The sequence below is a fragment of the Arenimonas sp. genome, assembly GCF_041919775.1.
Classification (GTDB): Bacteria; Pseudomonadota; Gammaproteobacteria; order Xanthomonadales; family Xanthomonadaceae; genus Arenimonas.
Genome location: NZ_JAYRTE010000003.1, coordinates 50618 through 77616, shown reverse-complemented (window position 1 = coordinate 77616; position 26999 = coordinate 50618). Strand labels below are relative to the sequence as shown.

The window sequence follows — 26999 nt, the reverse complement described above, 5'->3', positions numbered from 1 at the left end:
CCAAATCAGTGCGCTTCGTCCCAGTTTTCGCCCACCCCGACGTCCACCACCAGCGCCACCTTCAGCTCGGCCGCGGCGGACATGCGCTGGCGGACCTCGGCGACCAGGGTCTCGACGAATCCGGCCTCGGCCTCGAACACCAGTTCGTCGTGCACCTGCATCAGCATCGCGGCCTGGTCGCGATGGCCGTCGAGCCACTGGTCCACGGTGACCATCGCCCGCTTGATGATGTCGGCCGCGGTGCCCTGCATCGGCGCGTTGATCGCCGCGCGTTCGGCGCCGGCACGCTGGGCCTGGTTGCGTGAGTGGATTTCGTTGAGCTGCAGGCGGCGGCCGAACACGGTTTCAACGTAGCCCTGCTCGCGCGCCTGCTGGCGCACCCGCTCCATGTAGTCGCGCACGCCGGGGTAATGGCTGAAATACAGCGCGATGTAATCCTGGGCCTCGCCGCGGCCGATGCCGAGCTGCCGCGCCAGGCCCCAGGCGCTCATGCCGTACATCAGGCCGAAGTTGATCGCCTTGGCGGCCCGGCGCTGGTCGCCGCTCACTTCGTCCACGGCGACGCCGAAGACTTCCGCCGCGGTGGCCTTGTGCACGTCCTGGCCGCTCGCGAAGGCCTGCAGCAGTCCTTCGTCGCCCGAGAGGTGGGCCATGATGCGCAGCTCGATCTGCGAGTAGTCGCAGGCGACGATCCTGCGGCCCTTCGGCGCGATGAAGGCGGTGCGGATGCGGCGGCCGTCGGCGGTGCGGATCGGGATGTTCTGCAGGTTCGGATCGTTGGAACTGAGGCGGCCGGTGGCGGCGCCGGCCTGGTGATAGCTGGTGTGCACGCGGCCGGTGTCGGGGTTGATCATTTCCGGCAGCTTGTCGGTGTAGGTGTTGCGCAGCTTGGCCAGGCCGCGGTATTCGAGCACCAGCTTCGGCAGCTCGTGCTGGTCGGCGATCGCTTCGAGCGCCTCTTCGTTGGTGGACGGCGCGCCGCCCGGAGTTTTCACCACCACCGGCAACTTGAGCTCGTCGAACAGCAGGGCGCCGAGCTGCTTGGGCGAGTCGAGATTGAAGGCGCGGCCGGCGATCTCGTGCGCGCGCTTTTGCGCGGCCATCATGCGCTGGGACAGGTCGGCGCTCTGGCGCCGCAGCTCGTCGGCGTCCACCAGCACGCCGGTGGCTTCCATGCGCGTGAGCACGGGCACCAGCGGCATTTCGATGTCGCGGTAGACAGCCTGCAGGCCGGGTTCAGCGGCCAGCTTTTCCGACAGCACGCCGTGCAGGCGCAGGGTGACGTCGGCGTCCTCGGCGGCGTAGTTCGTGGCGTCGTCCAGGGCGACCGCCGAGAACAGGATCTGCTTGGCGCCCTTGCCGGCGACCTGTTCGTACTTGATGGTTTCGTAGTCCAGGTACTTGCGCGCAAGCGTGTCCATGTCGTGGCGCAGGCCGCCGGCATTGCAGACGAAACTCTCCAGCATCGTGTCTTCGGCATAACCGCGCACGTCGAGGCCGTGGCGGCGCAGTACGTGCAGGTCGTACTTGCCGTGCTGGCCGAGCTTGGGCTTGCCGGCGTCTTCGAGCACCGGGCGCAGCGCGTCGAGCACCGTTTCGCGCGGCAGCTGTGCCGGCGCACCCGGGTAGTCGTGGCCGACCGGGATGTAGCAGGCCTTGCCGGCTTCGACCGCGAAGCTCAGGCCGACCAGGTTGGCGCGCATCGGGTCGAGCGAATCGGTTTCGGTGTCGAAGGCCACCAGCGGGGACTCGCGCAGGCGCTGCACCCAGGCGTCCAGCGCGGCCTCGTCGGTGATGCACTCGTACTCGCCCTTGGCGGCCAGCGCCGGATCGGGCGCGGCTTCGCCTTCCGCGCTGGCCTGCGCGGCGGCGGCCAGGCTGGCCTGGGCCGGGCGCGTGGCCGGGTCGGGCTTGCCGCCCTCGAGTTCGCGCAGGGCGGCGGTGAAGCCGTAGCGGGTGTAGAGCCCACGCAGGGCCTCGACGTCGCGGCCGCGCAGCTTGAGCTCGCGCGGGCCCTGGTCGAGCGGCACGTCGGTCTTGATGGTCACCAGGTCGCGGTTGAGCGGCAGGCGGTCGAGCGCGGCGCGCAGGTTGTCGCCGATCTTGCCCTTCACCTCGGCGGCGTTGGCCATCACGCCGTCCAGGCTGTCGTACTGCGCCAGCCACTTGGCGGCGGTCTTGGGGCCGCACTTGTCGATGCCGGGCACGTTGTCGACGCTGTCGCCCATCAGGGCCAGCAGGTCGATGATCTGGTCCGGGCGCACGCCGAACTTTTCCATCACCCGGGCTTCGTCGGTGATGCTGCCGGTCATGGTGTTGGTGAGCGTGATGCCCGGCCGCACCAGCTGGGCGAAGTCCTTGTCGCCGGTGGAAATGGTGACCGGGATGCCGTCGGCCTGGGCCTGCAGGGCCAGGGTGCCGATGACGTCGTCGGCCTCGACGCCGGACACGCGCAGGATCGGGAAGCCCAGGGCTTCGACGATCTGCATCATCGGTTCGACCTGGGCACGCAGCTCGTCGGGCATCGGCGGGCGGTTGGCCTTGTAGTCGGGGTACATCTCGTCCCGGAAGGTCGGCCCGGAGGCGTCCACGACGAAGGCCGCGAAGTCCGGGTTCTCCTTCAGAGTGGCGCGCAGCATGTTGACGATGCCGAACAGCGCGCCGGTGGGCGACCCGTCGGGCGCGGTCAGCGGCGGCAGGGCGTGGAAGGCGCGGTAGAGGTAGGACGATCCGTCGATGAGGACGAGGCGCGACATGGCGGTGTTCCGGTTCGGCAGGGGCCTGATTCTACGCGCCCCGGCCTGCCCGCTTGAGCGGCCCCTGCGCATTTGCCATGCTGCGGATCCCGCGTGCAGGAGCCTGCCATGAACGCACTGATCCCCCTGCTTCTTGCCCTGGCCGCCCAGGATCCGGCACCCCCGGCGGAACCGGCGGCGGCGCCCCCGGCACGTGAGGAAGCGCCGATCCCCGACAAGGTGAATGCCGCCCCGGACGACGACGCGCTGCCTGCCGTCAGCATCCGCACCGAAGCCAATGGCGACAAGGTCGAGGAGTACCGGCAGAACGGTGTGCTGTACATGGTGAAGGTGACGCCGGCGCGCGGCGTGCCGTATTACCTGATGGATACCGACGGCAACGGCAAGTTCAACCGCCAGGACGTCGTCGAGCACGTGGCGCCGGTGTACTGGACGATCTACGAGTGGGATTGAGTTCCCGGGCCCCGGACTGGGCCGATGCGCTGAGCGAACTCGCCGGCCGGCTAGCGGCGCTGATGGCGCTGGCGCTGGTGGCGCTGGTGTTCGGGCTGGTGGTGGCGCGTTACGTCCTGGGCATCGGTTCGGTGGCGGCCCAGGAGGCGGTGCTGTGGCTGCACGCCGCGATCTTCCTGCTCGGCCTGGCCTACGCGCTGCGGCACGGCGCGCACGTGCGCGTGGACGTGTTTTCGCAGCGCTGGTCGCCGCGCACGCGGGCCTGGGTCGAGGCCGGTGGCGGCGCACTGTTGCTGCTGCCGCTGTGCCTGTTCATCGTCGCCGTCAGCGGCGACTACGTGGCCGCCAGCTGGTCGGCGCGCGAAGGGTCGCGTGATCCCGGCGGCCTGCCGGGCTGGTACCTGCTCAAGGCCCTGCTGCCGGCGTCGGCCGCGCTGCTGTTCCTGCAGGGCCTGGCCGAAACAGCGCGCGCGCTGCGCCGCGCCACCTCGCGCCAGGACTCCTGACCGTGTTCGAACCCCAAGCGTGGATGCTGCTCCTGCTGCTGCTGGGTCTGTTCGCGGGCCTGGCCAGCGGCTATCCGGTGGCCTTCGTGCTGGGCGGCGTGGCGCTGCTGTCGGCGGGCGCGGGGATCGCGCTGGGCCTGTTCGACGCGAGCTTCCTGGAGGCGTTCCCCAATCGCATCTTCGGCGTGATGACCAACGAGACGCTGGTCGCAGTGCCGCTGTTCGTGTTCATGGGCGTGATGCTGGAACGTTCGCGCATCGCCGAATCCCTGCTTGAAGCGGTGGCCTCGCTGTTCGGCCGCAAGCGCGGTGGCCTGGTGGTGGCGGTGCTGCTGGTCGGTGCGGTGCTGGCGGCGTCCACCGGCATCGTGGGCGCCACGGTCGTGGCGATGGGCCTGATCTCGCTGCCGACGATGCTGCGCCACGGGTACTGCCCGCGGCTGGCCAGCGGCGCGATCTGCGCCTCGGGCACGCTCGGGCAGATCATCCCGCCCTCGATCGTGCTGGTGCTGCTGGGCGACCAGCTGGGCAATGCCTACCAGCAGGCGCAGCTGCAGCAGGGGGTGTTCGCTCCGGAAACGGTTTCCGTGGGCGACCTGTTCGCGGGCGCACTGTTGCCGGGGCTCGGCTTGGTCGGCCTGTACCTCGCTTACGCGCTGTGGGTGGCCTGGCGACAGCCCGAGCGGGCGCCGGCGCTGCGCGACCTGCCGCCGCGCTCGTGGCGGGACCTGCTGAAGGCGATCGTCCCGCCGCTGGCGCTGATCGGCCTGGTGCTGGGCGCGATCCTCGGCGGCTTCGCGACGGCGACCGAAGCTGCCGCGGTGGGTGCGGTGGGCGCGACGGTGTTCGCGACGCTTTACGGCCGGCTTGGTTTCGCACGCCTGGCGGAAGTCGCGCGCGAAACCGTGAAGGTCACGGCGATGGTGTTCGCGATCCTGGTCGGCGCGGCGCTGTTTTCGCTGGTCTTCCGCGGCTACGGTGGCGACGAGCTGGTGCACGCCGCGCTGACCGGCCTGCCCGGCGGCACCTGGGGCGCCATCGTGGCGGTGATGCTGCTGATGTTCGTGCTGGGCTTCGTGCTCGACTTCATCGAAATCGTGTTCGTGGTGGTGCCCATCGTCGGGCAGGTGCTGCTGGCGCTGGGCGTGGACCCGGTGTGGCTGGGCGTGATGATGGCGATCAACCTGCAGACCAGTTTCCTGACGCCGCCCTTCGGCTTCGCGCTGTTCTACCTGCGCGGCGTGGCGCCGCCGGAGCTGCAAACCAGCGACGTCTATCGCGGCGTGCTGCCCTTCATCGGCCTGCAGCTGCTGATGCTGGCGGCGGTGGCAGCCTTCCCGTGGCTGGCCACCGCGCTGCCCGATTACCTCTACGGCTGAGCCCGCAGGCTTCAACCCGGCGCCCGGGCATGAAACCGGTGGCCTCAGCCGCGGGTGGCGTAATAGGCCTCTTCCGACACCGCGTGCCAGGACTTGGACTGCGCGCGGAAGGCACGCATCGAGTCGAGCGCACGGCGGGCCAGCGGATCGGCGCCCGCGACCTCCTCGAGCACCTTGTCCGAGGCTCGGCGAAGCGCGAGCAGCACGTCGTCGGGCAACTGGCGAAGCTCGACGCCGTGTTCGCGCACCAGGCGATCGAGCGCCTGCTGGTTGCGGGCGGTGAACTCGGCCAGCATCGCATCGTTCACCGCGCGGCAGCAGGTGTCGACGATGCCGCGCAGGTCCTGCGGCAGCGCATCGAACGCGGCCTTGTTGACCATGCACTCCAGGGTCGGACCCGGCTCCTGCCAGCCCGGGTAGTAGCAGTACTTCGCGGCACGGTGCAGGCCGAAGGCGAGGTCGTTGTACGGGCCCACCCACTCGGCGGCGTCGATCGCGCCGGTCTGCAGCGAGCTGAAGATCTCGGCGCCGGGCAGGTTCACCGGGGTCGCACCGACGCGCGCCATCACCTCGCCGCCGAGGCCGGGGATGCGCATCTTCAGGCCCTGCAGGTCGGCCAGCGAATCGACCGGCTTGCGGAACCAGCCGGCCATCTGCACGCCGGTGTTGCCGGCCGGGAACGGCACCAGGCCGAAGTGCGCGTAGAGCTCGCGCCAGATCTCCAGGCCGCCGCCTTCGTACAGCCAGCCGTTCATTTCCTGGGCGTTGAGCCCGAACGGCACCGCGCAGAAGAACGGCGCCGCGGCCGCCTTGCCCTTCCAGTAATAGCTGGCGGAGTGGCCCATTTCGGCGGTGCCGCGACCGACGGCGTCGAAGACCTCGAAGGCCGGCACCAGTTCGCCAGCGCCGTAAACCTTCACCGTCAGCCGGCCGCCGCTGGCGGCGGTGATCATCGCCGCGAGCTTGGCGGCACCGGTGCCGAGGCCAGGGAAATTGGTGGGCCAGGACGTGACCATCTTCCACTGCAGGCGTTCGGTGGACGCGGTGACGCCGCCGTCGGCCGCGCCCTCGGGCCGGGCGCCGCAGGCGGCCAGGCCGGTGGCCACGGCGGCCAGGCCGGCGCCGCGCAGGAGTTCACGTCGTTTCATTCGGTTTCCCCAGAGAAAAACTGCGGTTGCTTTGCCGCGAAGTATGCCGACTTCCCCTAGCCTGTTGTAGGAGCGCCTTCAGGCGCGAATTCCTTCTTTGCCAAGGGCAAAGCCAAGAGATTCGCGCCTGAAGGCGCTCCTACAAGGAAAGGGTCTACGCGGGTTGGAGGTTGGCGTAGCCGAGGACGAGCCATTTGGCGCCGCCGTCTTCGAAGTTGACCTGGACGCGGGCGTGCGAGCCGCTGCCTTCGGCGTCCATCACCACGCCGACGCCGAAGCTGGGATGCACGACGCGCTGGCCCAGCCGCAGCGCGAGGCCGGACGGGGTTTCCAGCGCGGCCGGGCGCGGCGGGCCAAAGCCGGTGGGGCGACTGACCTGGACCTTCGGGCGCACTTCGCGCAGCAGGCCCGACGGGATCTCGCGCAGGAAACGCGAGGGCGTGCCCAGCATTTCCATGCCGTGCAGGCGGCGCGATTCGGCGTAACACAGCACCAGCTTCTGGCGCGCGCGGGTGAGGCCGACGTAGGCCAGGCGGCGCTCTTCCTCGAGCCGGCCGGTTTCCTCGAGTGAACGGCCACTGGGGAACAGGCCCTCTTCCATGCCCACCAGGAACACGTGCGGGAACTCCAGACCCTTCGCGCTGTGGAGGGTCATCAGCTGCACGCCGTCCTCGCCGGCTTCTGCCTGGCCTTCACCGGCCTCCAGCGCGGCGTAGCCCAGGAAGGCGACCAGGTCGGACATGCCGGCCAGCTCCTCGTCGTCCGGTCGTTCGAAGCGGCTGGCCACGGACACCAGTTCGTCGAGGTTGTCCACGCGCGAATCGAGCTGGCCGCGCGATTCATTGGCGTAATGAACGCGCAGGCCGGACGTGGTGATGACATGGTCGAACTGATCGTGTAGCGGCGAATCCTGGATGTCGGCCTCGAGGCCGGCCATCAGGTCGATGAAACCGCGCAGCGCATTGCGGGCGCGGCCGGCCAGGCCACTGCCCTCGCCCGACATGGCTTCGGCGGCGGCAAACAGCGGCACCGCGCTTTCGCGCGCGTGGCGGCGCACTTCGTCCAGGGTCTTGCCGCCGATGCCGCGCGGCGGCGTGTTCACTGCGCGCTCGAAGGCAGCGTCGTCGCCGCGGTTGGCGACCAGGCGCAGGTAGGCCAGCGCGTCCTTGATCTCCATGCGGTCGAAGAAGCGCTGGCCGCCATAGACGCGGTACGGCAGGCCGGCCTGAACGAGCTGTTCTTCCATCGCTCGCGACTGCGCGTTCGAGCGATACAGCACGGCGTTGTCGCCGGCGCTGCCGCCGTCGCGGATCCAGGCCTGGATGCGTTCGACCACGAAGCGCGCTTCGTCGACTTCGTTGTAGGCGGCGAACAGGTCGATCGGCTCGCCCTCGCCGTCGGCGGTCCACAGCTGCTTGCCGACGCGTTCAGGGTTGTGGGCGATCACCGCGTTGGCGGCGGCCAGGATGTTCCCCGAGGAACGGTAGTTCTGCTCGAGCTTGATCGTGCGCGCACCCGGGTAGTCGTGCAGGAATCGCTGCACGTTCTCCACCTTGGCGCCGCGCCAGCCGTAGATGGCCTGGTCGTCGTCGCCGACCACGAATACTTCGCCGGTGTCGCCGGCCAGCACGCGCACGAAGGCGTACTGGATCGAGTTTGTGTCCTGGAACTCGTCGACCAGCAGGTGCCGGAAGCGCTGCTGGTAGTGGTGCAGCAATGCCGGGTGCTGCAGCCACAGCTCGTGCGCACGCAGCAGCAGCTCCGCGAAATCCACCAGGCCGGCGCGCTGGCAGCGCTCTTCGTAGGCCTCGTACACGCGCTGCATGGTCTGGCCGTAGAAGTCGCCGCCGGCGGGCTGGATGTGTTTCGGACGCCGGCCCTCGTCCTTCTGGGCGTTGATCCACCAGGCCATCTGCCGCGGCGGGAAGCGGCCGTCGTCGAGGTCGAGGTCGGCGCCGATGCGCTTGAGCAGGCGCACCTGGTCGTCCTGGTCGAGCACCTGGAAGGATTCGGGCAGCTTCGCTTCCTGCCAGTGCAGGCGCAGAAGGCGATGGGCCAGGCCGTGGAAGGTGCCGATCCACATGCCGCGGCTGCCGTGGCGAAGCAGGGCCTCGACGCGACCACGCATCTCGGCGGCGGCCTTGTTGGTGAAGGTGACCGCCAGGATGCCGTGTGCCGGCACGCCGACGACTTCGTTTAGCCAGCCGATGCGGTGGGTCAGTACGCGGGTCTTGCCCGAGCCGGCGCCAGCGAGCACCAGCAGATGGCCCGGCGGGGCCGAAACAGCCTCGCGCTGGGCGGGATTGAGGTCGTCAAGCAGGTGGGAAACATCCATGCCGCCATTCTAGTTCCAATCTGAATGAGCGTCGGCCCATTGGAGGACGGTGCCTGTCCGATGGAGAAGGAAATGGGCGTTCATCCGGTTGGGCAGGCCGCCCCATGACCACCCCTGGAGTTTCACCATGAAAAGGCTGATCGCAATTTTCGCATCCATTCTGGCGCTGGCTGGTGGAACCCAGGCAATGGCCAGCGACAAGACCCAGGTCCACGTTGTTGACGCCAGGGTTCTGATCGACGACAAGGAGGTGATGGCACCAAACATGCAGCTTGTCCCGGGCAGGAGAGCATACGTGAGCCTGTCTGACGAAGACCGGAACCCCTTGTTTTCGCTTGAAATGGAGATCCTGCCCGACCTGGAGATCGGTAGCGTCAAGGGCACCGGCCTCAGGACGCGCCTGTGGAACGGCGACATCGGCAAGGGCGTTGAGTTGATGGATTCGACGCTGGTCCTTTCACCCGCCCCGAAGGACGCGAAGGATCCGATCTCCGCCACGGTTGTGTCGGCGGATGGGAAGAAGATCCAGGTCCAGATCATCTCCAGCGCGGTGACGTACGTGGAGACCGCCGCACTTGGGCAAGCTCGAGGTGATTGACCGAATGACGACGGGCGAAATGCCGGCCCGGGTGAGGCCTCGAGCCTCGCCCGTGGCGCAGTCGGTGCGCCACGGGCAAGCACGAGGAATCTAGTGCTTTTTGCTGGCCGCGGCGGCGTGCGACATCAGTTTGTCGGTCCACGCAATGCCGATGGCCGACACGATGAAGGCCATGTGGATGATGGTCTGCCACATCACGCCTTCGGTCGTGTAGTTCGAACCCGGCGAGCCCAGGCTGCCCGCCTCGATGAAGGTCTTGAGCAGGTGGATCGAGCTGATGCCGATGATCGCCATCGCCAGCTTCACCTTCAGCACCGAGGCGTTCACGTGGCTCAGCCACTCGGGCTGGTCCGGATGACCCTGCAGGTTCAGGCGCGACACGAAGGTTTCGTAACCGCCGACGATCACCATCACCAGCAGGTTCGAGATCATCACCACGTCGATCAGGCCCAGCACGATCAGCATCATCTGCTGTTCGCCCAGCGTCGTGATGTCGGTGACCAGGTGCAGCAGCTCCTTCAGGAACAGGAACACGTAGGCGCACTGGGCGATGATCAGGCCCAGGTACAGCGGAAGCTGCAGCCAGCGCGACGCGAAGATCAGGGTGGACAGCGGGCCGAGCTTCGGCGCGCCCAGGGGAGCAGGGTTTGACATGGGTTTCCTTGGATTATTTCTTGCTCGCGACGCCGATCACGACAGCGACCGCGCCGGCACCCAGGAGGATCCAGCCGAGGTTGAGCGGCGGCGACTTTTCCTTGGTGACGCTGAGTTCGATGGGCCCGATTTCGGCGGTTTCCTTGCTGTCGTACTTGAACATGCCGGCAGAGATCAGCCCGCCGATGATAAGCAGGATGACGCCGATGACGATGGCAGGCATGCGCATGGTGTACTCCAGGAAGGCGCCCGGGACCGGGCCCGGCAAGCGTAGTGGCAAGGGCCGGCTCTGCCAAGCGCTGCCTTCAGGCCAGGCGCACGCCCGGCAGTGACAGCACGTAGTCGGCGCCCATCAGCTGTGAGGGCGTGTGGAAGCCCGGCGTCGGGGCCGGCTCGACCAGCAGCCGCTGAACGATGCCCAGCGACGCCGTCACCGTGAGTTCGTAGCCATTGGGCGTGCGCAACTGGCGCTTGAGTTCGCCTCCCTGGTCGTCGCGCACCTCGCCCCAGACCACGCAGCCGGTCTTGCCGCGGGTGGCGTCCGAGGGCCCGCGCACACGTTTTTCGACCTGGCGCTTGAGCAGCGACTGCACCGGGCCCAGGCCCAGCAGCGGACCCAGCAGGCGCAGCCGGCGCAGCTTGATCGCGCTCGAGGGCGGCACGCCCATGTAAACCTCAACGTCGGGGATGCCCGTGGACAGGTAGGCGGTGTAGACGTCGCCCCAGGGGATGGTCATCGCGAAGCGCTGCTCGCCGTCGCGTTCGAAGGTGCGGGTTTTCCAGGCCAGCGGCACGCGCCGGAGTTCGCCGCCGATGCGCGCGCGCCCGCCCTTGCCCAGGCCCTCGACGCTGGTCTTGGCGGTACCCGGGCTGGGTCCGCCGCCGGCCTCGAAGGCGAGCACCAGCGAGGTGGCCGACGGCAGGTCACGCTTGAGCATCGCCGCCAGGCAGTCGGTCGGCACCACGTCGAAGCCGGCGCCGGGAAGCACCACGATGCCCTTCTGGCGCGCTTCGGCGTCGCGTGAGTGACAGTGCGCGAAGACGTCGATCTCGCCGGTGATGTCCAGGTAGTGCGCGCCGACGTCCAGGCAGGCATCGAGCATCGGCGCGCTGGTGGCGGAGAACGGCCCCGCGCAGTGCAGCACCAGGCCGATGCCGTTGAGCCCCGAACGCAACGCCTGCGGATTGTCCAGGGCGAAGGCGCGCACGGGCAGGCCATGCTGCTGCGCCAGGGGTTCAAGCGAGGATGCGTTGCGACCCGCCAGCACCGGGCGAAGTCCTCGCCGCACCGCTACTTCCACGACCATGCGCCCGGTGTAACCGTTGGCGCCGTAGATCATCCAGTCCATGTCATTTCCCTGCGCCCCTGGCCTTGGCCAGCTTCAGGAGCTGATTGAAGTAGGTTTCCGGGAACCAGCGCTTGAGCCGCCAGCGCATCGGTTCGCGTCGCGTCGGCAGCACCAGGAACTGGCCGCGTTCGACCGCCGCGAAGCAGCGGTCGGCGACGCCGTCGAGGGTGTCCGGCGAGGTGTCCATCATGCGCCCCGCAAAGGCCTTCAGACGCGGGTCGCCCTGCCAGCTTTCGAGCAGGTTGGTGCGGAAGAAGGCCGGGCACAGCACGCTGACCCGGATCCCCTTGTCATGCAGTTCGGCGCGAAGCTGTTCGCTCAGCGCCACCACGGCGGCCTTGGAGACGCCGTAGCTCATGATGCTGGGCGCGCCGGCGAGGCCGGCGAAGCTGGCGGTGTTCACCACCTGGCCGCTGCCGGCGGCGATCATGCCCGGCAGGAACAGGCGGCAGCCGCGCACCACGCCCATCAGGTTGATGTCCAGCGCGTTTTTCCACTCGGCCGGCGTGGTGTCGACCATCGCGCCGCCGGTGGCGATGCCGGCGTTGTTGACCAGCACGTCCAGGCCGCCCCACTCGCGGGCGATGCGCTCGTGCACCTGTTCCATGGCGTCGTCGCTGGCCACGTTGGCGGCCATCGCCAAATGCCCTTCGCCGGCGAGCGCAGCACGCGTGAGCTCTGCGCGTGCCGCGTCGAGGTCCACGCAGGCGACCTTGTCGCCGGCACGCGCATACCGATGCGCAAGCGCCTGGCCCAGGCCACTGCCCGCCCCCGTGATCAAGACCCGCCGTTGCCCCATGGTGTTGCTCCCGTGTGCCGGGCCCCGGACGGGGCCTGTGCTAGATTCCCGAGCATATCAATCCTGCCGTTAACCCCTTGTCCCCGGAGCCTTTCGTGACCGACCCCCTGTTCAACCTCGCCGGCAAAACCGCGCTGGTAAGCGGTGCCTCCCGCGGCATCGGCGAGGCCATCGCCCACCTGCTGGCCGCCCACGGCGCGCACGTGATCTGCACCAGCCGCAAGCTCGACGGCTGCGAAGCGGTGGCCCGCGCCATCCGCGACGCCGGCGGATCCGCCGAGGCCCATGCCGTGCACGTCGGCGACACGGCGGCGATCGAAAAACTTTTTGAATCCCTGGATGCGGCCGGCACGCGGGTGGACATCCTGGTCAACAACGCCGCCGCAAATCCCTACTTCGGCCCGGCCGTGGACATGACGCTCGATGCCTACGAAAAGACCGTCGAGGTGAACCTGCGCGGCTACTTCTGGACCACGGTGCAGGCGGCCCGGCGCATGAAGGGCCACGGCGGTGCGATCGTCAACGTCGCCTCGGTGAACGCCGAACGCGCGGCGCCCGGCCAGCTGGTGTATTCCATGACCAAGGCCGGCATCGTCAACATGACCGAAGGCTTCGCCAAGGAACTGGCGCCGCTGGGCGTACGCGTGAACGCCGTGTTGCCGGGCCTCACGGATACGAAGTTCGCCTCGGCGCTCACCGGCAACCCCAAGATCATGGACATGATGCTGCGCCTGATCCCGCTGGCGCGCATGGCGCAGCCGGACGAGATCGCACCGGCCGTGCTGTTCCTCGCCTCCCCCGCCGCGTCCTACCTCACCGGCGCCGCCCTGCCGGTCGATGGCGGCTACCTCGCCTGAGGAGGTAGCCATGATCGACCTGCATTACTGGCCGACGCCCAATGGCCACAAGATCACGCTGTTCCTGGAGGAAGCCGGTTTGGAATACCGGATCCTGCCGGTGGACATCGGCGCCGGCGACCAGTTCAAGCCGGAGTTCCTCGCGATTTCACCCAACAACCGCATGCCCGCGATCGTCGACCATGCGCCGGCCGACAGCGGCCAGCCGGTGAGCGTGTTCGAGTCGGGCGCGATCCTGGTCTACCTGGCGGAGAAAACCGGCCAGCTGCTGCCTTCGGCACCGCGCGAACGCAAGACGGTGTTCGAATGGTTGAACTGGCAAATGGGCGGATTCGGGCCGATGCTGGGCCAGAACCACCACTTCAGCCGCTACGCCCCGGAAAAGATTCCTTACGCCATCGATCGCTACCAGCGCGAGACCAACCGGCTCTATGGCGTGCTTGACCGCCGCCTGGCCGGCCTGGAATTCATCGCCGGCGACGCCCTGTCCATCGCCGACCTGGCCTGCCATCCCTGGGCGCACGCCCATGCTTGGCACCATGTCGACCTGTCCGGATTCCCGCAAGTCCGACGCTGGCACGACGCCCTCGCCGCCCGTCCCGCCTTCGTCCGTGCCTACGCGCTCGAAGACCAGTACCAGCGCCCCACCGAAATGACCGACGAGGCGCGCAAGCACCTGTTCGGCGCCAAGCCTTGAAGAAACCATGAAGACCCTGCTGCTTATTGCCGCCATGACCCTCGCCCCCGCCGCACACGCCGACAAGCTGACCCTGGAAGCCATCACCGGCGACAAGCCGCTGTCCGGCCCCAGCCTGATGAAGCCGGCGATCTCGCCCGACGGCGCGCGCGTCACCTTCCTGCGCGGCAAGGACGAGGACCGCTTCCAGCTGGACCTGTGGGAATACCACGTCGCCAGCGGCGAAACCCGGCGCCTGGTGGATTCGAAGGTCGTGTTGCCGGGCGAGGAGACGCTGTCCGACGAAGAAAAGGCACGGCGCGAACGCCAGCGCATCGCCGCCTTCAGCGGCATCGTCGATTACCAGTGGGCGCCATCCTCGCAGGCGCTGCTGTTCCCGCTGGGCGGCGAACTCTACCTGTACGACCTGGGCGACGACGTCGCCGACCCGGTGCGCAAGCTCACCTCCGGCACCGGCTTCGCCACCGACCCGAAGCTGTCGCCGGGCGGCCGTTTCGTCGGCTTCGTGCGCGAGCGCAACCTCTGGGTGATCGACCTGGCGACGGGCCGCGAGCTGCAGCTGACGGAGGATGGCAGCGACACCATCGGCAACGGCGTGGCCGAGTTCGTCGCCGACGAGGAAATGAACCGCCACACGGGCTACTGGTTCGCGCCCGACGATTCGGCTGTCGCCTTCACCCGCATCGATGAATCGCCGGTGCCGCTGCAAAAGCGCTACGAAATGTACGCCGACCGCACCGAGGTCGTGCAGCAGCGCTACCCGGCCGCGGGCGACCCGAACGTGCGCATCAGCCTGCACGTCGCCGACCTGGTGTCGATGCGTGCGGGCAAGGCGGGCGTGGATCGTCCGGCGACGCTGTCGGTTTCGGAAGTGGACCTGGGCAAGGAAACCGACATCTACCTGCCGCGCGTGCAGTGGCGCGCGCCCGGAGTGCTGACCTTCCAGCGGCAGTCCCGAGACCAGCGCAAGCTCGAGCTGATTGAAACCACGCTCGCCACCGGCCGCCAGCGCACGCTGCTGACCGAAACCAGCGACACCTGGGTGCCGCTGCACAACGGCCTGCGCTTCCTGGCCGACGGCCACTTCCTGTGGATTTCCGGGCGCAGCGGCTTCGAACACCTGCAGCTGCATGCCGCCGATGGCTCGCTCGAGCGCGTGCTGACTTCCGGCGACTGGGTCGTCGACGCCTTGCTGGGCCTGGACGAGGAGGCCGGACTGGCCTACATCGCCGGCACCAAGGATTCACCGCTGGAAAAGCACGTGTACGCCGTGCCGCTGGCCGGTGGCGAGCCGCGCCGGCTCACTGCCGAAACGGGCATGCACGAGGCCAGTTTCAGCGCCAACGCCGCGGTGTTCGTCGACCTGTGGTCGAACCCGGCGACGCCGCCGCAGACCGGACTGTTCAAGGCCGACGGCAGCAAGCTGGCAACGCTGGTGGTCAACGACCTGGCCGACCCGGCCCACCCGTATGCGGGCTACCGCGCCGCGCACCGGCCGGTTGAATACGGCAGCTTCGACGCGGCCGACGGCAGCGAGCTGCACTACAGCCTGGTCAAGCCGGCCGGCTTCGACCCGGCCCGCAAGTATCCGGTGGTCGTGTACGTGTACGGCGGTCCCGCCGCGCAGACGGTTACCCGCGCGTGGCCCGGACGCAGCGACCATCTTTTCAACCAGTACCTTGCCCAGAACGGCTACGTGGTGTTCTCGCTCGACAACCGCGGCACCCCGCGCCGCGGCGCGAAGTTCGGCGGTGCGCTGTACGGCAGGCAGGGCACGGTGGAGGTCGAGGACCAGGTCGCCGGCGTTGAATTCTTGCGCAGGCAGCCCTGGGTGGATCCGGCGCGCATCGGCGTGCACGGCTGGTCCAACGGCGGCTACATGACGCTGATGCTGCTGGCCAAGGCCAGCGATCACTACGCCTGCGGCGTCGCGGGCGCCCCGGTCACGGACTGGGCGCTCTACGACACCCACTACACCGAACGCTACATGGACCACCCGGCGCGCAACCCGGACGGGTACCGCGAGGCCTCGGTGTTCACCCACCTCGACGGCCTGCGTTCGAAGCTGCTGCTGGTGCACGGCATGGCCGACGACAACGTGCTGTTCACCAACTCGACCAAACTGATGTCGGAGCTGCAGAAACGCGGCACGCCTTTCGAACTGATGACCTATCCGGGCGCCAAGCACGGCCTGCAGGGCGCGGATGCCCTGCACCGCTATCGTTTGGCCGAAGACTTCTTCGCGCGCTGCCTGCGCGACTGAGCCCCGCGTGCCGGCGCCCGCTGGCGCCGGTGTCGCATCGCGGCAGGTTTACTGGTCCGGCGCCCTGACGGTGAAACCCTCCGCCTGCAGGGCAGCCGTCACGCCGTCGTCGTCCAGCAGCCTGGCCACCGGCAGCGTCGCGAATACTACGTCGTGCGCGGCCAGCGCGCTGCGGACCGACTCGAGCCACTTCGCCTGGACCTGCGCGTCCAGGTCCACGATGCCCTGCTGGCGCGCAATTTCATTGCTGGCCATGGCCCGGCGGCAGGCGCGCTTCTGGTCCACGTAGGGCAGCGCGCGCAGGACGTCGAGCTCGCCATTGGCCCAGGCATTGGCGCGCACCACCATCGTGGACAGGTCGTCCTGGAGGCGGTCCATGGTCTGGACCAGGCACTGCTCGTCGCCGAGTTCGATGGCGTTGAACTGGCGCAGCGTTTCCTTCGGATCCTCGATGGTCAGGCGCAGGGACGTCGACTGGATCGGAATGTCGTTGGCCTTGGCCACGCGCTTCACCACCGGATCGACCAGGCTCTTGTCGGTCATGCCGGCGTCGCGCACGGCGGCGTCGAAAAGTTCCCTGGCGGCATGCAGCGGACGCAGCTTGTCGACCTTGCGGTTGCCGGCGAGGTGGCGCTGCTTGAACGCCGCCCAGCGTGCGAACACGTCCGGCGACAGCACCTCTTCCAGCGTCTGGCCGTCGGGATTGCGCTTGCTGCGGCGCCAGGCCGGCCAGAGCATCGCGCCGCCGAAGAAGCCGACGTCGGCGGACACCGAGACGCCCGGTGGCCCCAGGATGAGGTCGGCCCCGGCGATGCGCGACTCGACGCGCTCGGAGCTCCAGACCATGCGCCGCGGCGCCGGCGACAGCGTACCCATCACCAGCAGCGTCTTGCCCTCGCGCGTGAACTCCCACAGGCCGGGAGCCGGGTAGGTGCCGGTCACCACCACGGCATCCAGCATGGGGGCCGCGGAATCGGTACCGGCCGCGGCGCCGGTGGCATCGACAGCCGCGTCGGCGTCGCCGACGGAGGGACTGGCCAGCGCGGCGGCCAGCAGCAGGGCGGGAAGGGACAGGCTCATCGGGACATCCTTTTCATCGCGACGGTTGCAGGCCGGGCGCCATCGCCGCCACGGGATCGATGCGGACACGCGGGTCCTGGAGGAAAAGCGCGGACAGCCTGGTGAACTCCTCGCCTTCCAGGCGCGGCGGCGCGGGGTCGCCGAGGAAATGGCCGCGGCAGTACTGCCAGTGCAGCAGGCGCGTGCCCATGAAGGCTTCGAACTTCGCGAACAGCTCGGCGGTGACGCGGTAATCCGCGCACAGGGCCTGCACCTGGCCATCCGCTTCGGGCTGGGCGTCGCCGGCAACGGGCTCGATGCGGGTACCGAAGCGCGTGCGAAAGCCAAGGCCCGCGTCCGACGGATCCGACAGCATCGGCAGGATCGCCGTGCCCGTGCGCCGCGCCAGCACTGCGGTTCCCAGCATCACGTTGCGCGAGCGACCGCAGAAAGGCACCTGGTAGGTGTTCTCACGGCCCTTGTAGACGTCGGGCATGATCACCACGAAAGCGCCCTGCCGCAGCTGCCTTATGGCCGTCGCCAGGCCGTTGCGGTTGTTGTGCAGCACCGTGACGCCCGAGGACGGGTCGGCGAACAGGCGCTGGTAGAGAATGTCGAAGATCTGGTTGGCGGCGTGCGCCTCCGGGGCTTCGTAGAAGACGAAGACCGGGCGCCTTTGGCGGATCCGTTCGGCCAGGGCGACGATCGAGAACACGAAGGCGCCGTGGTGCGGCGTCGCCACCAGCATGCCGCGCGGGTCGTCCAGGCAGGGCTCGAACGCGGCATAGTCGGTGCCATCGCAGCGCGCGATCAGCGCCAGGGTGGCGCGCTTGTCGAGTTTGCGGAAGGTCATCGACTGCGCCACCTGGGTGAGCTTCCAGTAGTAGTACGCGCCCAGCGGCTTGCCGGCGGCCGCGCAGGCGGCGCGCACCGAACCCAGTTCGTCCGCCGACAGGTCCAGGCCCAGCAGCCATTCGATGGCCATCCAGCGGCGGTCGGAGCGGCGAAGCGGTCGCAGCAGGTAAAGCGCGAAGACCAGCAGGGCCTGCGTCATGGCGCAACGCTCCGGGGAAGCTGCTGCTGCAAGTCCACGAGCGCCTTCAGCACCTCCATGCGCGAGCCTGCCGCGGCGGCGTCGACGTCCGCCAGCATGACCACGGACTGGTAATAACGAAGCCGGCTCCTGGCAGCTTCGACGCGGCCGGCCAGGCTGCGCTGGTGCTGGCGGGCGCGCATCAGCCAGGCCTCGCCCAGCCCGTCGCAAGCCTGGTAATACCCGGCGAGCGCCGTCAGGAGCGCGGCCTGGTCGCCGGCCGGGAAAGCCTCGACCACGCGGTAGCCTTCCGGATGCCAGCAGGCGATGCGGAAGCCGTACTGCGCCGCGGCGACCAGCTCCAGGGTCGGGATGAATTGCTCCCCGTCGCCGAGGGTGGCGCGCAGCGGCGCGTGTTCGGCCGAGACGAACTGGTCGGTGAAAACGATCGTTTGTCGGGGCCGGTCGCAAGCGGGGCGTTCGCGGCAGGCGGCAAGGAAGCCCGCGGGCGATTCGGGCCCGGTAGCGTCTTGCCCGGCCATGGCGAAGGCGTCGGCCAGACCGATCACGCACCAGTCCGGGTCGTGCAGCCGGCCTGCGGCGTCGGCCAGGGTGGCGTGCGTGCTGGGAAGCAGATGCAGGGTGCGGGTTTCGCCCGCAGGAAGAAGGGTCATAAGCGTCCGGTCGGCGTTCCAGGGTTGCCCCGGGGAAAGCGCCAGGCGGCGACTTCCCCGGGGCAGGTGTTACTGGATCACGCCCACTCGCAGCGGCAGATCTCGCAGGTCGCTTCGTCGCCGGCGACGTAGGCGCCCTGGGCGACGCTGCCGATCTGGTCAACGACCATGGCGCCGACGCGCATCGCCGCTTCGATCGACTCGATACCAACTCCCATCATTTCCATGACTCTCTCCGTAGTTAACGATCACGCGTCCGCAAGGATTGGCGGACGCCGCGGAATCGTGCACCACGTCACATTTTTTCGCCCCGTGATTATTGTTCACGCAGATAGCGATGGCTGACAGTTTGACCAGCGATAGTGTCGGGCTGCGGAAATTGTTATCGCTGCAGGACAGTCAGCCCGCGAGCTGCACCATCGCCGGCGCGTGGTCGCTGGGGCGCTCCCAGGTCCGCGGCTCGCGGTCGATTTCGGCGCCGGTGCAGTGTTCGCGCAGCGCGTCCGATACCAGGCACAGGTCGATGCGCAGACCCAGGTTCCGGCGGAAGCCGGCGGCGCGGTAATCCCACCAGCTGAACACCCCGCCCTCGTCACTGTGCAGGCGGAAGCTGTCGTGCAGGCCCAGGTCCATCAGCCGTCGCAGCGCCGCGCGCTCGGCGGTGGAGGTGAGGATGTGCTCGTCGTTCCACACGGCCGGGTCGTGCACGTCGCGATCGTCCGGCGCGATGTTGAAGTCGCCCATCACCACCAGCTTCGGGTGCGCCTTGATCTCCTGCGCCAGCCAGGCGTGCACGGCCTCGAGCCAGCGCAGCTTGTAGTCGTACTTGTCGGTGCCGACGTCCTGGCCGTTGACCACGTACAGGTTGACGATGCGCAGGTCGCCCACGGTCGCGGCGATCACGCGCTTCTGCTCATCCCCGAAACCCGGGATGCCCATCACGCAGCTGGCTTCGTCGATCGGCCGGCGCGAAAGGATGGCGACGCCGTTGTAGGTCTTCTGGCCACTGAAAACGCTGCGATAGCCCAGCCCGGCCAGCACCGAATCGGGGAAGCGCGGATCCTCGAGCTTGGTTTCCTGCAGACCGACGATGTCGGGCTGGCGAAGTTTCAGCCACTCCTGCAGATGCGGCAGGCGCACGTTGAGGGAGTTGACGTTCCAGCTGGCGATGGTGGTGGTGTCCATGGCGCGAATGCTAACCGTTCGCGCGGGCCGCGGCGATGGCTTGACCCCAGTCAAGGCGGTACGCGCCAAAGGGCGCAGGCTGGGGCTGGATGTTTCCGCCCGGAGAAACGTGATGAACAGCTTGCGATCGCGATACGCGCCCTCCCGCCGCGCCCTGCACTGGGGCATTGCGCTGCTGATGGTGCTGGCCTATGTCTTCATCCTCGGCCGCGAGAACTTCGAACGCGGCTCCGAGGCCCGCCTGGCCATGGTGCAGGCGCATTTCTGGATCGGCATCGCGATCCTCGCGCTGATGCTGCCGCGCCTGCTGCTGTTCTTCTCGCGCCCTGCGCCGGCAGTGCAGCCGCCCCTGCCCGCCTGGCAGGCCATTCCGGCCAAGGGCATCCACCTGCTGCTGTACGCGATGCTGGTGGCGCAGCCGGTGCTGGGCCTGCTGACGGCCTGGACCGATGGCAAGGAGCTGCTGCTGCCGTTCACCCAGGTCGTCGTGCCGGCCCTGCTGGCGCCGGACGAGGCGCTGGCGCATCGGTTCGAGGACCTGCACGAACTGATCGGCACCGCGTTTTACTGGGTCGTTGGCCTGCACGTGGTGGCGGCGCTGTACCATCACGTCATCCGCCGCGACGATACCCTGCGGCGCATGACCTGACCGGAGGCGTTCAAGCATGAAGTGGGTGGACCTGCGCAGCGACACCGTGACCCAGCCCACCCCGGCGATGCGCCAGGCCGGCCTGGCTGCCCCGGTTGGCGACGACGTGATGGGCGACGACCCCAGCGTCAATGCGCTGCAGGACCGGGTTGCGGCCGAGCTGGGTTTCGAAGCGGCGATCTACGTGCCCAGCGGCACCCAGTCCAACCTGCTGGCGCTGATGGGCCACTGCGAGCGCGGCGACGAATACCTGGTCGGCATGGACGCGCACACCTACAAGTACGAAGGCGGCGGCGCGGCGGTGCTGGGCTCGATCCAGCCGCAGCCCATCGTGCATGCGCCCGACGGTACGCTGCCGATCGAGTCGCTGGATGCCGCGGTGAAACCGCTGGGCGACCCGCACTTCGCCCGCACCCGCCTGCTGGCGCTGGAGAACACCTGGCACGGCCGGCCGCTGCCGCTGGACTACCTGGCCCAGGCCGGCGCCTTCGCACGCGAGCGCGGGCTGGCGTTCCATCTCGACGGCGCGCGGCTCTACAACGCAGCGGTGGCCTGCGGGGTGCCGGCGGGGCAGATCGCCGGGCATTTCGATTCGGTGTCGGTGTGTTTGTCCAAAGGCCTGGGCGCGCCGGTCGGTTCGGTGCTGGCCGGTTCGCGGGCGCTGGTGGACAAGGCCCGGCGCTGGCGCAAGGTGCTGGGCGGCGGCTGGCGCCAGGCCGGCATCATGGCCGCGATGGCGCACCACGCTCTGGACCACCACGTGGCGCGGCTGGCCGACGATCATCGCCGTGCCGGCGAACTGGCTGACGCACTGACGTCATTCGGGCTGGTCGTGGACGGCGCGCACACCAACATCCTGTTCGTCACCGTGCCCGACGGCCGCCAGCTCGAGCTGGCGAAGGCGCTGGAGGCCCGCGGCGTGCGCATTTCCGCAGGCCGCGGCGCGCGCGTGCGACTGGTGACGCACCTCGACATCAACGACGCCGGCCTGGAACGCGCCATCACCGGCTTTCGCGAGTTCTTCGCCTGACCAACTGCCTGGAGGAGCGCCTTCAGGCGCGAATTCCTTCCTTGCCAACGGCAAGGTCGAAAGATTCGCGCCTGAAGGCGCTCCTACAGAATCTGTCGCTCACGTCCCCGTGCGCTGCTCGGCCTTCTGCTCCGACACTTCCTTTCCCACTTCAGCGCGACCGGCCATCTCTGCACCGGCGTCATGCGGCAGCCGGAACATCATCCAGGCCGACAGCGCCGAGATGACGCCGACGGTGAGGAAGGCCCAGCCGAAGTTCGCCGGGTCGGCGTAGTCCTGGCCGGTGAAGCTGCCGGCCACCTGCAGCGCGTAACCGCCGATGGCCACGCCCAGCGCCAGCGAGAACTGCTGCAGCATGCCCGACAGGCTGCTGGCCTGGCCCATGCGCGCCTGGTCCACTTCGGCGTAGCTGATGGCGTTGAGACTGGTGAACTGCAGCGAACGGAAGCAGCCCGAAACCAGCAGCACCGCCATGATCACCCAGTGCGCGGTGTCGGCGCGGAACAGGCCGAAACCCGCCAGCATCGCTGAAGCCAGCAGCGCGTTGATCCACAGCACGCGCCGGAAGCCGAAACGCCGCAGCACCGCCGCCGCCATCGTCTTCATGAAGATCGCGCCCACCGCGGATACGAAGGTGAGCAGGCCCGACTGCAGCGGCGTCAGCCCGAAGCCGAGTTGCAGCATCAGCGGCAGCAGGAAAGGCGTGGCGCCGATGCCGATACGGAACAACATGCCGCCGACCACGCCGGCGCGGAAGGTCGGCAGCCGCAGCAGGCCCAGGTCGATCAGCGGATGCGGATGCCGGCGCGCGTGCCAGACATAGGCGGCCATCGCACCGAGGCCCACGACCAGCGTCGCCAGCGCCACCGGCGTCGACACCAGGTGCCGGCCCAGCGTCGAAAAACCGAACAGCGCCAGCGCCAGGCCCAGCCCGGACAGCGCGAAACCGGTCCAGTCCAGCGGCTTGACCGGCTCGCGCAGGTCGGGCACGAAACGCCAGGCCAGCGCGATGCCGACCAGGCCCATCGGGATGTTGATCAGGAAGATCCAGCGCCAGTCGCTGTAGGTGGCGATGAAGCCGCCGACCGGCGGCCCCAGGATCGGCGCGACCAAGGCCGGAATGGTGAGCCAGCTCAGGGCCTGCACGAGTTCGTTCTTCGGCACCGTGCGCAGCAGCACCAACCGGCCCACCGGCACCATCAGCGCGCCGCCCATGCCCTGCAGGAAACGCGCGGCGACCAGCTGTTCGAGGCTGGCGCTGACGGCGCAGGCCAGCGAACCGATCAGGAACACGGCGATCGCCAGCATGAAGGTGCGCTTGGCGCCGAATCGGTCGGCCACCCAGCCGCTGACCGGAATGAACACCGCCAGCGCCAGCAGGTAGGCGGTGAGCGCCAGCTTCAGCGCGATCGGCTCGGTGCCCAGGTCCTCGGCGATGACCGGCAGCGAGGTCGCGATCGCCGTCGAGTCCATGGTCTCGATGAACAGGGTGGTGGCGACGATCAGGGAAAGGCGGCGGCCGGCGTCCATGCCCTCCCATTCTCCCACCCCGAATGGGGTCAGAGAACATTAACGGTTGAAGTGTGCGCTTCAATCGTTAATGTTCTCTGACCCCATTCAGCGCAGACCAAGATGGGCGTCGCCGCCGGCCACCAGGGGCGCGGCATCGGCCGCCGGCTTCTGGCGACGGCCATCGCAGGCTTTCGCGAACTGGGCGGACGCGAACTGTTCCTGGAGTCGAGCAGCAAGCTCGGGCCGGCACTGAAGCTCTACCAGAGCATGGGCTTCGAGCTGCAGCCGGGCATCAAGCCCGGCAGCCACTACCAGCGCGCCGACGTCTACATGATCTGGCGGGGCTAGCTACTGGGGACAGGTGCCATTTTTCAGTGTTAAATTGCCCCCTGCCCCACACCCCCCCACCCGGCAGCTAGGCCGCCAGCCCATAGCTGCGCAGAAGCGCGTCCGGATCGGGCTCGCGGCCGCGGAAGGCGACGAAACTTTCCAGCGCGGGGCGCGAGCCGCCGACGGCAAGGATCTCGCGGCGATAGCGGGCGCCGGTGTCGGCGTCGAACACGCCGGCCTGCTCAAAGGCCGAAAACGCGTCCGCGCTGAGCACTTCCGCCCACAGGTAGCTGTAATAGCCCGCCGAATAGCCGCCCGCGAAGATATGCGTGAAGGCATGCGGGAAACGGTTGAAGGCCGGCGGCCGGATCACGGCGACCTCGTCGCGCACCTCGTCCAGGATCTCGAGCGTGCGCGGGCCACGCGCCGGGTCGAATTCAAGGTGGATGCGGAAGTCGTAGAGCGCGAACTCGAGCTGGCGCACCAGGAACAGGCCGGCGTGGAAGTGCCGCGCCTTGAGCATCTTCGCGTACAGGTCGTCGGGCAGGCGTTCGCCGGTCCGGTAGTGCCTGGCGAACATGTCCAGCGCCTCGCGCTGCCAGGCGAAGTTCTCCATGAACTGGCTGGGCAGCTCCACCGCGTCCCATTCGACGCCACTGATGCCGCCGACGCTGGGCCAGTCCACCTCGGTCAGCAGGTGGTGCAGGCCGTGGCCGAATTCGTGGAACAGCGTGACCACGTCGTCGTGGGTCAGCAGCGCCGGCTCATCGGCGTTGGGCGGGGAGAAGTTGCAGGTGAGGTAGGCCACCGGCTTGTGCGCGCTGACGCCGTCATTCAAGCGCGCGCGGCACACGTCCATCCAGGCGCCGCCGCGCTTGCCGGCACGGGCGTAGTGGTCGAGGTAGACGCCGGCACGCACGCTGCCGTCGGCATCGACGACGTCGAAGAAATGCACGTCCTTGTGCCAGGCGTCGACACCCTTTCTTTCGACCAGGCGCACGCCGAACACGCGTTCGGCGACGGTGAACAGGCCCTGCATCACCGCCGGCAGCGGGAAGTAGGGCTTGAGGTCTTCCTCGCTGAAGGCGAAACGCGACTCGCGCAGTTTTTCCGACGCGTAGGCCACGTCCCAGGGCTGCAGGCCGGCGATGCCCAGCGTGCCGGCGGCGAAGGCGCGCAGCTCGTCCAGCTCGCGCTGCGCCACCGGACGCGCCTTGGCGGCGAGCTCGCGCAGGAAACCCAGCACGCGTTCGGGCGTGCCGGCCATCTTGTCGTCCAGCGATTCATGCGCGGCCGATGCGAAGCCCAGCAGCTGCGCGGCTTCGTGACGCAGCGCGAGGATCTGGCCGATGCGTTCGCTGTTGTCCCAGCTGCCGGCGTTCGGCCCCTGGTCGGAGGCGCGGGTGTTGTAGGCGGTGTATACCTCCTCGCGCAGCGCGCGGGTGTCGGCGAAGGTCAGGATCGCCTGCACCACCGGGCCCTTCAGCGTCGCCAGCCAGCCCTCGGCCTGCTTTTCCCGGGCCATCGTGCGCAGCATGTCGCGGGCGGAGGCCGGCAGGCCGGCGAGTTCGCTTTCCGCCACCGGGCGGGTCCAGGCGTCGGTGGCGTCGAGCACCGCTTCCTCGAACGCCGTCTCGAGCTTGCTAAGCTCGTTCTGGATCGCCTTGAATCGCGAGCGCGCCGGCTCCTCCAGCGCCACGCCGCTGAGCCTGAAGCCGCGCAGGCTGTCTTCGACCAGCGTGCGCTGCGGGCGGTCCAGCGTTTCGAAGGCCGGCGATTCGCGCAGCGCCTTCACCGCGGCGTAGAGGCCGCGGTGCTGGCCGAGCTCGGTGGAATGTTCGGTCAGCTTCTCCAGCGCCGCTGAATACGCTTCGCGCAGTTCCGGCGAATCCTTCACGCCGTGCAGGTGCGAGACCGGCGAGAACGTGCGGCCCAGGGTTTCCTCCCAGCGCTCGAGCGGCGCCATCAGCGTGGCGAAGTCGCGCGCCTGCGGGTCGGTGGCCAGGCGCTCGACCTCGGCGCGGAAGCCCGCCAGCACCTCGTCGATGGCAGGGTTCACGTGGTCGGGCGTGATGGCGGAGAACGCCGGCAGTTCGGCGTCGGCGAGCAGGGGGTTGGTGTCGTTGGTCATGGAAGCCTCATGGCGTCGGCGACGCCTCAATTCAAGCCTGTAGGAGCGCCTTCAGGCGCGAATTTGTTCTTTGCTGCAGGCAAAGCCAAAAGATTCGCGCCTGAAGGCGCTCCTACACAAATCCTCAGCGGGTCAGGAACTTGACGACGAAGTCGGCCAGCTTCCCGAACGGCGGGTCGAAGATCTTCATGCCGTTGAGCCGCGACTGGTACATCACCGGCATCGGCTTGGTGAAAGCCATGAAACCGGCCTCGCCGTGGTACTGGCCCATGCCGCTGGGCCCGACGCCGCCGACCGGCAGCGAGTGCTGGCCGAACTGGATCAGGGTGTCGTTGACGCAGACGCTGCCCGTGACCACGCGCTCGAGCGTGTTGCGCAGGCGCCGGCCCTGGTTGTCGAAGGGATAGAACGCCAGCGGCCGGTCGCGGCCCAGGATGTAGTCGATCGCCGCGTCGTGGCTGTCGTAGGACTTCACCGGCAGCAGCGGGCCGAAGATTTCCTCCTGCATCACCCGGGACTCGTCGGGTGGGTCGAGCAGCACGGTCGGCGGGATCACTTCCACGCCCGGCGGCGGCGGATCGCCGTCGGGCCGGTGCTGGACGACGCCGACGCCGCGCTCGCGGGCGTCATCGAGCCAGCTGCGCAGGCGTTCGGCCTGGCGCGGATTGACGATCGCGGTGTAGTCGGGATTGCTCGCCAGGTTCGGGTAACGGCGGCGCACCGAGGCCATGTAGGCACGCACGAAGGCGTCGCGCTGGTCGCGCGGCACCAGCACGTAGTCCGGCGCCACGCAGGTCTGGCCGCTGTTGAAGCACTTGCCGGCGGCGATGCGGTCGGCCGCCTGTTCGATCGGGTAATCCGGCGCCACCAGGGCCGGGGACTTGCCGCCCAGCTCCAGCGTCACCGGCACCAGGTTGGGCGCCGCGGCCGCCATCACCGCGCGCCCGACCGTGGTCGAGCCGGTGAACAGCAGGTGGTCGAAGGGCAGCCGGCTGAAGGCCGCGCCGATTGCCGCGTCGCCCTGCACCACCGCCACGCGCTCGGCCGGGAACACTTCGGCCAGCAGCCGGGCCAGCAGCTGCGAGGTGCGCGGCGTGTGCTCGGACGGCTTGACCATGACGTGGTTGCCGGCGGCGATGGCGTCGGCCAGCGGGATCAGGGCCAGCTGGATCGGGTAGTTCCAGGGCGCCACGATGCCGACCACGCCCAGCGGCTGCCGGCGGATCTCGGCCCGCGCCGGCAGGAAGGCCAGGTTGACGCCGCGGCGCTCGGGCCGCATCCAGCGACGCAGGTGGCGGCGCAGGTGGCTGATCTCGTCCAGCGTGACCATGACGTCGGCGGCCAGCGTTTCGTGGCGCGAACGGCGGCCGAAATCGGCCGATACCGCCTTCACCAGTTCGTCCCGGTGCCGGCGCACGGCCTCGCCGAGACGCTGGAGATCGTCCATGCGCTGGCGGTAGCCGGGCACCTGGCGCTGGTGGGCGGCGCGCAGGTGGGCCAGCAGCGGGCGCAGGTCCTGGTCGGGGTGCGGGGGCGTGTCCATGGGGCCAGTGTAAAGCCTGCCATCCCCCTGTAGGAGCGGCTTCAGCCGCGAAGCCCCTC

The 26999-nt window shown here is 68.7% G+C and carries 25 protein-coding genes; 10 read left to right on the top strand and 15 right to left on the bottom strand.

The genetic code is table 11. The features are described 5' to 3' along the window. Nucleotides 1-5: 5 nt before the first annotated feature. Complete coding sequence (gene polA, locus ACE3TE_RS03035) at nucleotides 6-2756, bottom strand: DNA polymerase I (RefSeq protein ID WP_374602055.1); 2751 nt, start codon at nucleotides 2754-2756, stop codon at nucleotides 6-8. Between the two features lie 108 nt (nucleotides 2757-2864). Between polA and ACE3TE_RS03030 the strand changes: the two genes are divergently transcribed. The 3 genes from ACE3TE_RS03030 to ACE3TE_RS03020 are packed head-to-tail and all read left to right on the top strand — an operon-like array spanning nucleotide 2865 to nucleotide 5094. Continuing rightward, nucleotides 2865-3209 (top strand): DUF2782 domain-containing protein, encoded by a 345-nt coding sequence (locus ACE3TE_RS03030; RefSeq protein ID WP_374602054.1) that lies wholly within the window; start codon nucleotides 2865-2867, stop codon nucleotides 3207-3209. Then, a complete protein-coding gene (locus tag ACE3TE_RS03025) occupies nucleotides 3206-3715 on the top strand; it encodes a TRAP transporter small permease subunit (RefSeq protein ID WP_374602052.1) in 510 nt (169 codons plus the stop codon). Before ACE3TE_RS03030 ends, ACE3TE_RS03025 begins: the two co-directional genes overlap by 4 nt. Nucleotides 3716-3717: 2 nt before the next feature. Next, on the top strand, nucleotides 3718-5094 hold the full coding sequence (locus ACE3TE_RS03020) for a TRAP transporter large permease subunit (protein WP_374602051.1): 1377 nt from the start codon (nucleotides 3718-3720) through the stop codon (nucleotides 5092-5094). A 44-nt stretch (nucleotides 5095-5138) separates the two neighbouring features. Here ACE3TE_RS03020 and ACE3TE_RS03015 read toward each other — a convergent pair whose 3' ends face one another. Then, nucleotides 5139-6242, bottom strand: a complete 1104-nt coding sequence (locus ACE3TE_RS03015; RefSeq protein ID WP_374602050.1) for a TRAP transporter substrate-binding protein — start codon at nucleotides 6240-6242, stop codon at nucleotides 5139-5141. Nucleotides 6243-6396: 154 nt separating this feature from the next. Continuing rightward, nucleotides 6397-8577, bottom strand: coding sequence for a DNA helicase II (gene uvrD / locus ACE3TE_RS03010; RefSeq protein ID WP_374602049.1), 2181 nt, complete (start codon nucleotides 8575-8577; stop codon nucleotides 6397-6399). A gap of 127 nt (nucleotides 8578-8704) precedes the next feature. On the opposite strand from uvrD, the gene ACE3TE_RS03005 reads away from it, so the two are divergent. Further along, nucleotides 8705-9175 carry a hypothetical protein gene (locus tag ACE3TE_RS03005; RefSeq protein ID WP_374602048.1) on the top strand — a complete coding sequence of 157 codons (471 nt, stop codon included), beginning with the start codon at nucleotides 8705-8707 and terminating at the stop codon, nucleotides 9173-9175. 90 nt (nucleotides 9176-9265) lie between these two features. Here the strand turns inward: ACE3TE_RS03005 and ACE3TE_RS03000 are convergent, their stop codons facing one another. The 4 genes from ACE3TE_RS03000 to ACE3TE_RS02985 form a co-directional block, all read right to left on the bottom strand. Further along, nucleotides 9266-9829, bottom strand: coding sequence for a TIGR00645 family protein (locus ACE3TE_RS03000; RefSeq protein ID WP_374602046.1), 564 nt, complete (start codon nucleotides 9827-9829; stop codon nucleotides 9266-9268). A gap of 13 nt (nucleotides 9830-9842) precedes the next feature. Beyond that, the gene (locus ACE3TE_RS02995) at nucleotides 9843-10058 is read right to left on the bottom strand and encodes a hypothetical protein (protein ID WP_374602044.1); all 216 of its coding nucleotides are present in this window, start codon (nucleotides 10056-10058) and stop codon (nucleotides 9843-9845) included. Nucleotides 10059-10134: 76 nt separating this feature from the next. Continuing rightward, entirely contained in the window at nucleotides 10135-11178 is a 1044-nt protein-coding gene (locus ACE3TE_RS02990; protein ID WP_374602043.1) for a trans-acting enoyl reductase family protein, read from the bottom strand. A gap of 1 nt (nucleotide 11179) precedes the next feature. Further along, nucleotides 11180-11959: an SDR family NAD(P)-dependent oxidoreductase gene (locus tag ACE3TE_RS02985; protein ID WP_374602042.1), complete on the bottom strand. Its 780-nt coding sequence runs from the start codon at nucleotides 11957-11959 to the stop codon at nucleotides 11180-11182. A 113-nt stretch (nucleotides 11960-12072) separates the two neighbouring features. Between ACE3TE_RS02985 and ACE3TE_RS02980 the strand changes: the two genes are divergently transcribed. Genes ACE3TE_RS02980 through ACE3TE_RS02970 form a run of 3 tightly spaced genes read left to right on the top strand, consistent with a single transcriptional unit; the run spans nucleotide 12073 to nucleotide 15794 of the window. After that, nucleotides 12073-12834, top strand: a complete 762-nt coding sequence (locus tag ACE3TE_RS02980) for a glucose 1-dehydrogenase (protein ID WP_374602041.1) — start codon at nucleotides 12073-12075, stop codon at nucleotides 12832-12834. Nucleotides 12835-12844: 10 nt separating this feature from the next. Beyond that, entirely contained in the window at nucleotides 12845-13531 is a 687-nt protein-coding gene (locus ACE3TE_RS02975) for a glutathione binding-like protein (RefSeq protein ID WP_374602040.1), read from the top strand. A gap of 7 nt (nucleotides 13532-13538) precedes the next feature. Then, nucleotides 13539-15794 carry a DPP IV N-terminal domain-containing protein gene (locus ACE3TE_RS02970; RefSeq protein ID WP_374602039.1) on the top strand — a complete coding sequence of 752 codons (2256 nt, stop codon included), beginning with the start codon at nucleotides 13539-13541 and terminating at the stop codon, nucleotides 15792-15794. Between the two features lie 48 nt (nucleotides 15795-15842). Here the strand turns inward: ACE3TE_RS02970 and ACE3TE_RS02965 are convergent, their stop codons facing one another. The 5 genes from ACE3TE_RS02965 to xth all read right to left on the bottom strand — a co-directional run bounded on the left by ACE3TE_RS02965 (nucleotide 15843) and on the right by xth (nucleotide 19745). Next, nucleotides 15843-16874 carry a TraB/GumN family protein gene (locus ACE3TE_RS02965; protein ID WP_374602038.1) on the bottom strand — a complete coding sequence of 344 codons (1032 nt, stop codon included), beginning with the start codon at nucleotides 16872-16874 and terminating at the stop codon, nucleotides 15843-15845. A gap of 13 nt (nucleotides 16875-16887) precedes the next feature. Beyond that, the gene (locus tag ACE3TE_RS02960) at nucleotides 16888-17907 is read right to left on the bottom strand and encodes a hypothetical protein (RefSeq protein ID WP_374602036.1); all 1020 of its coding nucleotides are present in this window, start codon (nucleotides 17905-17907) and stop codon (nucleotides 16888-16890) included. Beyond that, a complete protein-coding gene (locus ACE3TE_RS02955) occupies nucleotides 17904-18560 on the bottom strand; it encodes a hypothetical protein (RefSeq protein WP_374602034.1) in 657 nt (218 codons plus the stop codon). The genes ACE3TE_RS02960 and ACE3TE_RS02955 overlap by 4 nt, the downstream gene beginning before the upstream one ends. A 77-nt stretch (nucleotides 18561-18637) precedes the next feature. Continuing rightward, entirely contained in the window at nucleotides 18638-18787 is a 150-nt protein-coding gene (locus ACE3TE_RS02950; protein ID WP_374602032.1) for a hypothetical protein, read from the bottom strand. Nucleotides 18788-18959: 172 nt separating this feature from the next. Beyond that, nucleotides 18960-19745 (bottom strand): exodeoxyribonuclease III, encoded by a 786-nt coding sequence (gene xth / locus ACE3TE_RS02945; RefSeq protein WP_374602030.1) that lies wholly within the window; start codon nucleotides 19743-19745, stop codon nucleotides 18960-18962. A gap of 112 nt (nucleotides 19746-19857) precedes the next feature. Between xth and ACE3TE_RS02940 the strand changes: the two genes are divergently transcribed. Further along, on the top strand, nucleotides 19858-20394 hold the full coding sequence (locus tag ACE3TE_RS02940) for a cytochrome b (RefSeq protein ID WP_374602028.1): 537 nt from the start codon (nucleotides 19858-19860) through the stop codon (nucleotides 20392-20394). Nucleotides 20395-20410: 16 nt separating this feature from the next. Next, entirely contained in the window at nucleotides 20411-21424 is a 1014-nt protein-coding gene (ltaE, locus tag ACE3TE_RS02935; protein ID WP_374602027.1) for a low-specificity L-threonine aldolase, read from the top strand. A 99-nt stretch (nucleotides 21425-21523) separates the two neighbouring features. Here the strand turns inward: ltaE and ACE3TE_RS02930 are convergent, their stop codons facing one another. Further along, nucleotides 21524-22954 (bottom strand): MFS transporter, encoded by a 1431-nt coding sequence (locus ACE3TE_RS02930; protein ID WP_374602025.1) that lies wholly within the window; start codon nucleotides 22952-22954, stop codon nucleotides 21524-21526. A 102-nt stretch (nucleotides 22955-23056) separates the two neighbouring features. On the opposite strand from ACE3TE_RS02930, the gene ACE3TE_RS02925 reads away from it, so the two are divergent. Beyond that, on the top strand, nucleotides 23057-23284 hold the full coding sequence (locus tag ACE3TE_RS02925; RefSeq protein ID WP_374602023.1) for a GNAT family N-acetyltransferase: 228 nt from the start codon (nucleotides 23057-23059) through the stop codon (nucleotides 23282-23284). Nucleotides 23285-23351: 67 nt separating this feature from the next. Here the strand turns inward: ACE3TE_RS02925 and ACE3TE_RS02920 are convergent, their stop codons facing one another. Next, entirely contained in the window at nucleotides 23352-25397 is a 2046-nt protein-coding gene (locus ACE3TE_RS02920) for a M3 family metallopeptidase (RefSeq protein ID WP_374602021.1), read from the bottom strand. A gap of 124 nt (nucleotides 25398-25521) precedes the next feature. Further along, nucleotides 25522-26940, bottom strand: a complete 1419-nt coding sequence (locus ACE3TE_RS02915) for a coniferyl aldehyde dehydrogenase (RefSeq protein WP_374602019.1) — start codon at nucleotides 26938-26940, stop codon at nucleotides 25522-25524. Nucleotides 26941-26999: the final 59 nt, after the last annotated feature.

Excerpts from the sequence above, each read along its gene's own strand:
- polA (WP_374602055.1), bottom strand. The coding sequence starts at position 2,756 with ATGTCGCGCCTCGTCCTCATCGACGGATCGTCCTACCTCTACCGCGCC.
- ACE3TE_RS03030 (WP_374602054.1), top strand. The coding sequence starts at position 2,865 with ATGAACGCACTGATCCCCCTGCTTCTTGCCCTGGCCGCCCAGGATCCG.
- ACE3TE_RS03015 (WP_374602050.1), bottom strand. The coding sequence starts at position 6,242 with ATGAAACGACGTGAACTCCTGCGCGGCGCCGGCCTGGCCGCCGTGGCC.
- uvrD (WP_374602049.1), bottom strand. The coding sequence starts at position 8,577 with ATGGATGTTTCCCACCTGCTTGACGACCTCAATCCCGCCCAGCGCGAG.
- ACE3TE_RS03005 (WP_374602048.1), top strand. The coding sequence starts at position 8,705 with ATGAAAAGGCTGATCGCAATTTTCGCATCCATTCTGGCGCTGGCTGGT.
- ACE3TE_RS03000 (WP_374602046.1), bottom strand. The coding sequence starts at position 9,829 with ATGTCAAACCCTGCTCCCCTGGGCGCGCCGAAGCTCGGCCCGCTGTCC.
- ACE3TE_RS02995 (WP_374602044.1), bottom strand. The coding sequence starts at position 10,058 with ATGCGCATGCCTGCCATCGTCATCGGCGTCATCCTGCTTATCATCGGC.
- ACE3TE_RS02990 (WP_374602043.1), bottom strand. The coding sequence starts at position 11,178 with ATGGACTGGATGATCTACGGCGCCAACGGTTACACCGGGCGCATGGTC.
- ACE3TE_RS02975 (WP_374602040.1), top strand. The coding sequence starts at position 12,845 with ATGATCGACCTGCATTACTGGCCGACGCCCAATGGCCACAAGATCACG.
- ACE3TE_RS02970 (WP_374602039.1), top strand. The coding sequence starts at position 13,539 with ATGAAGACCCTGCTGCTTATTGCCGCCATGACCCTCGCCCCCGCCGCA.
- ACE3TE_RS02965 (WP_374602038.1), bottom strand. The coding sequence starts at position 16,874 with ATGAGCCTGTCCCTTCCCGCCCTGCTGCTGGCCGCCGCGCTGGCCAGT.
- ACE3TE_RS02960 (WP_374602036.1), bottom strand. The coding sequence starts at position 17,907 with ATGACGCAGGCCCTGCTGGTCTTCGCGCTTTACCTGCTGCGACCGCTT.
- ACE3TE_RS02955 (WP_374602034.1), bottom strand. The coding sequence starts at position 18,560 with ATGACCCTTCTTCCTGCGGGCGAAACCCGCACCCTGCATCTGCTTCCC.
- ACE3TE_RS02950 (WP_374602032.1), bottom strand. The coding sequence starts at position 18,787 with ATGGAAATGATGGGAGTTGGTATCGAGTCGATCGAAGCGGCGATGCGC.
- xth (WP_374602030.1), bottom strand. The coding sequence starts at position 19,745 with ATGGACACCACCACCATCGCCAGCTGGAACGTCAACTCCCTCAACGTG.
- ACE3TE_RS02940 (WP_374602028.1), top strand. The coding sequence starts at position 19,858 with ATGAACAGCTTGCGATCGCGATACGCGCCCTCCCGCCGCGCCCTGCAC.
- ltaE (WP_374602027.1), top strand. The coding sequence starts at position 20,411 with ATGAAGTGGGTGGACCTGCGCAGCGACACCGTGACCCAGCCCACCCCG.
- ACE3TE_RS02930 (WP_374602025.1), bottom strand. The coding sequence starts at position 22,954 with ATGGACGCCGGCCGCCGCCTTTCCCTGATCGTCGCCACCACCCTGTTC.
- ACE3TE_RS02925 (WP_374602023.1), top strand. The coding sequence starts at position 23,057 with ATGGGCGTCGCCGCCGGCCACCAGGGGCGCGGCATCGGCCGCCGGCTT.
- ACE3TE_RS02920 (WP_374602021.1), bottom strand. The coding sequence starts at position 25,397 with ATGACCAACGACACCAACCCCCTGCTCGCCGACGCCGAACTGCCGGCG.
- ACE3TE_RS02915 (WP_374602019.1), bottom strand. The coding sequence starts at position 26,940 with ATGGACACGCCCCCGCACCCCGACCAGGACCTGCGCCCGCTGCTGGCC.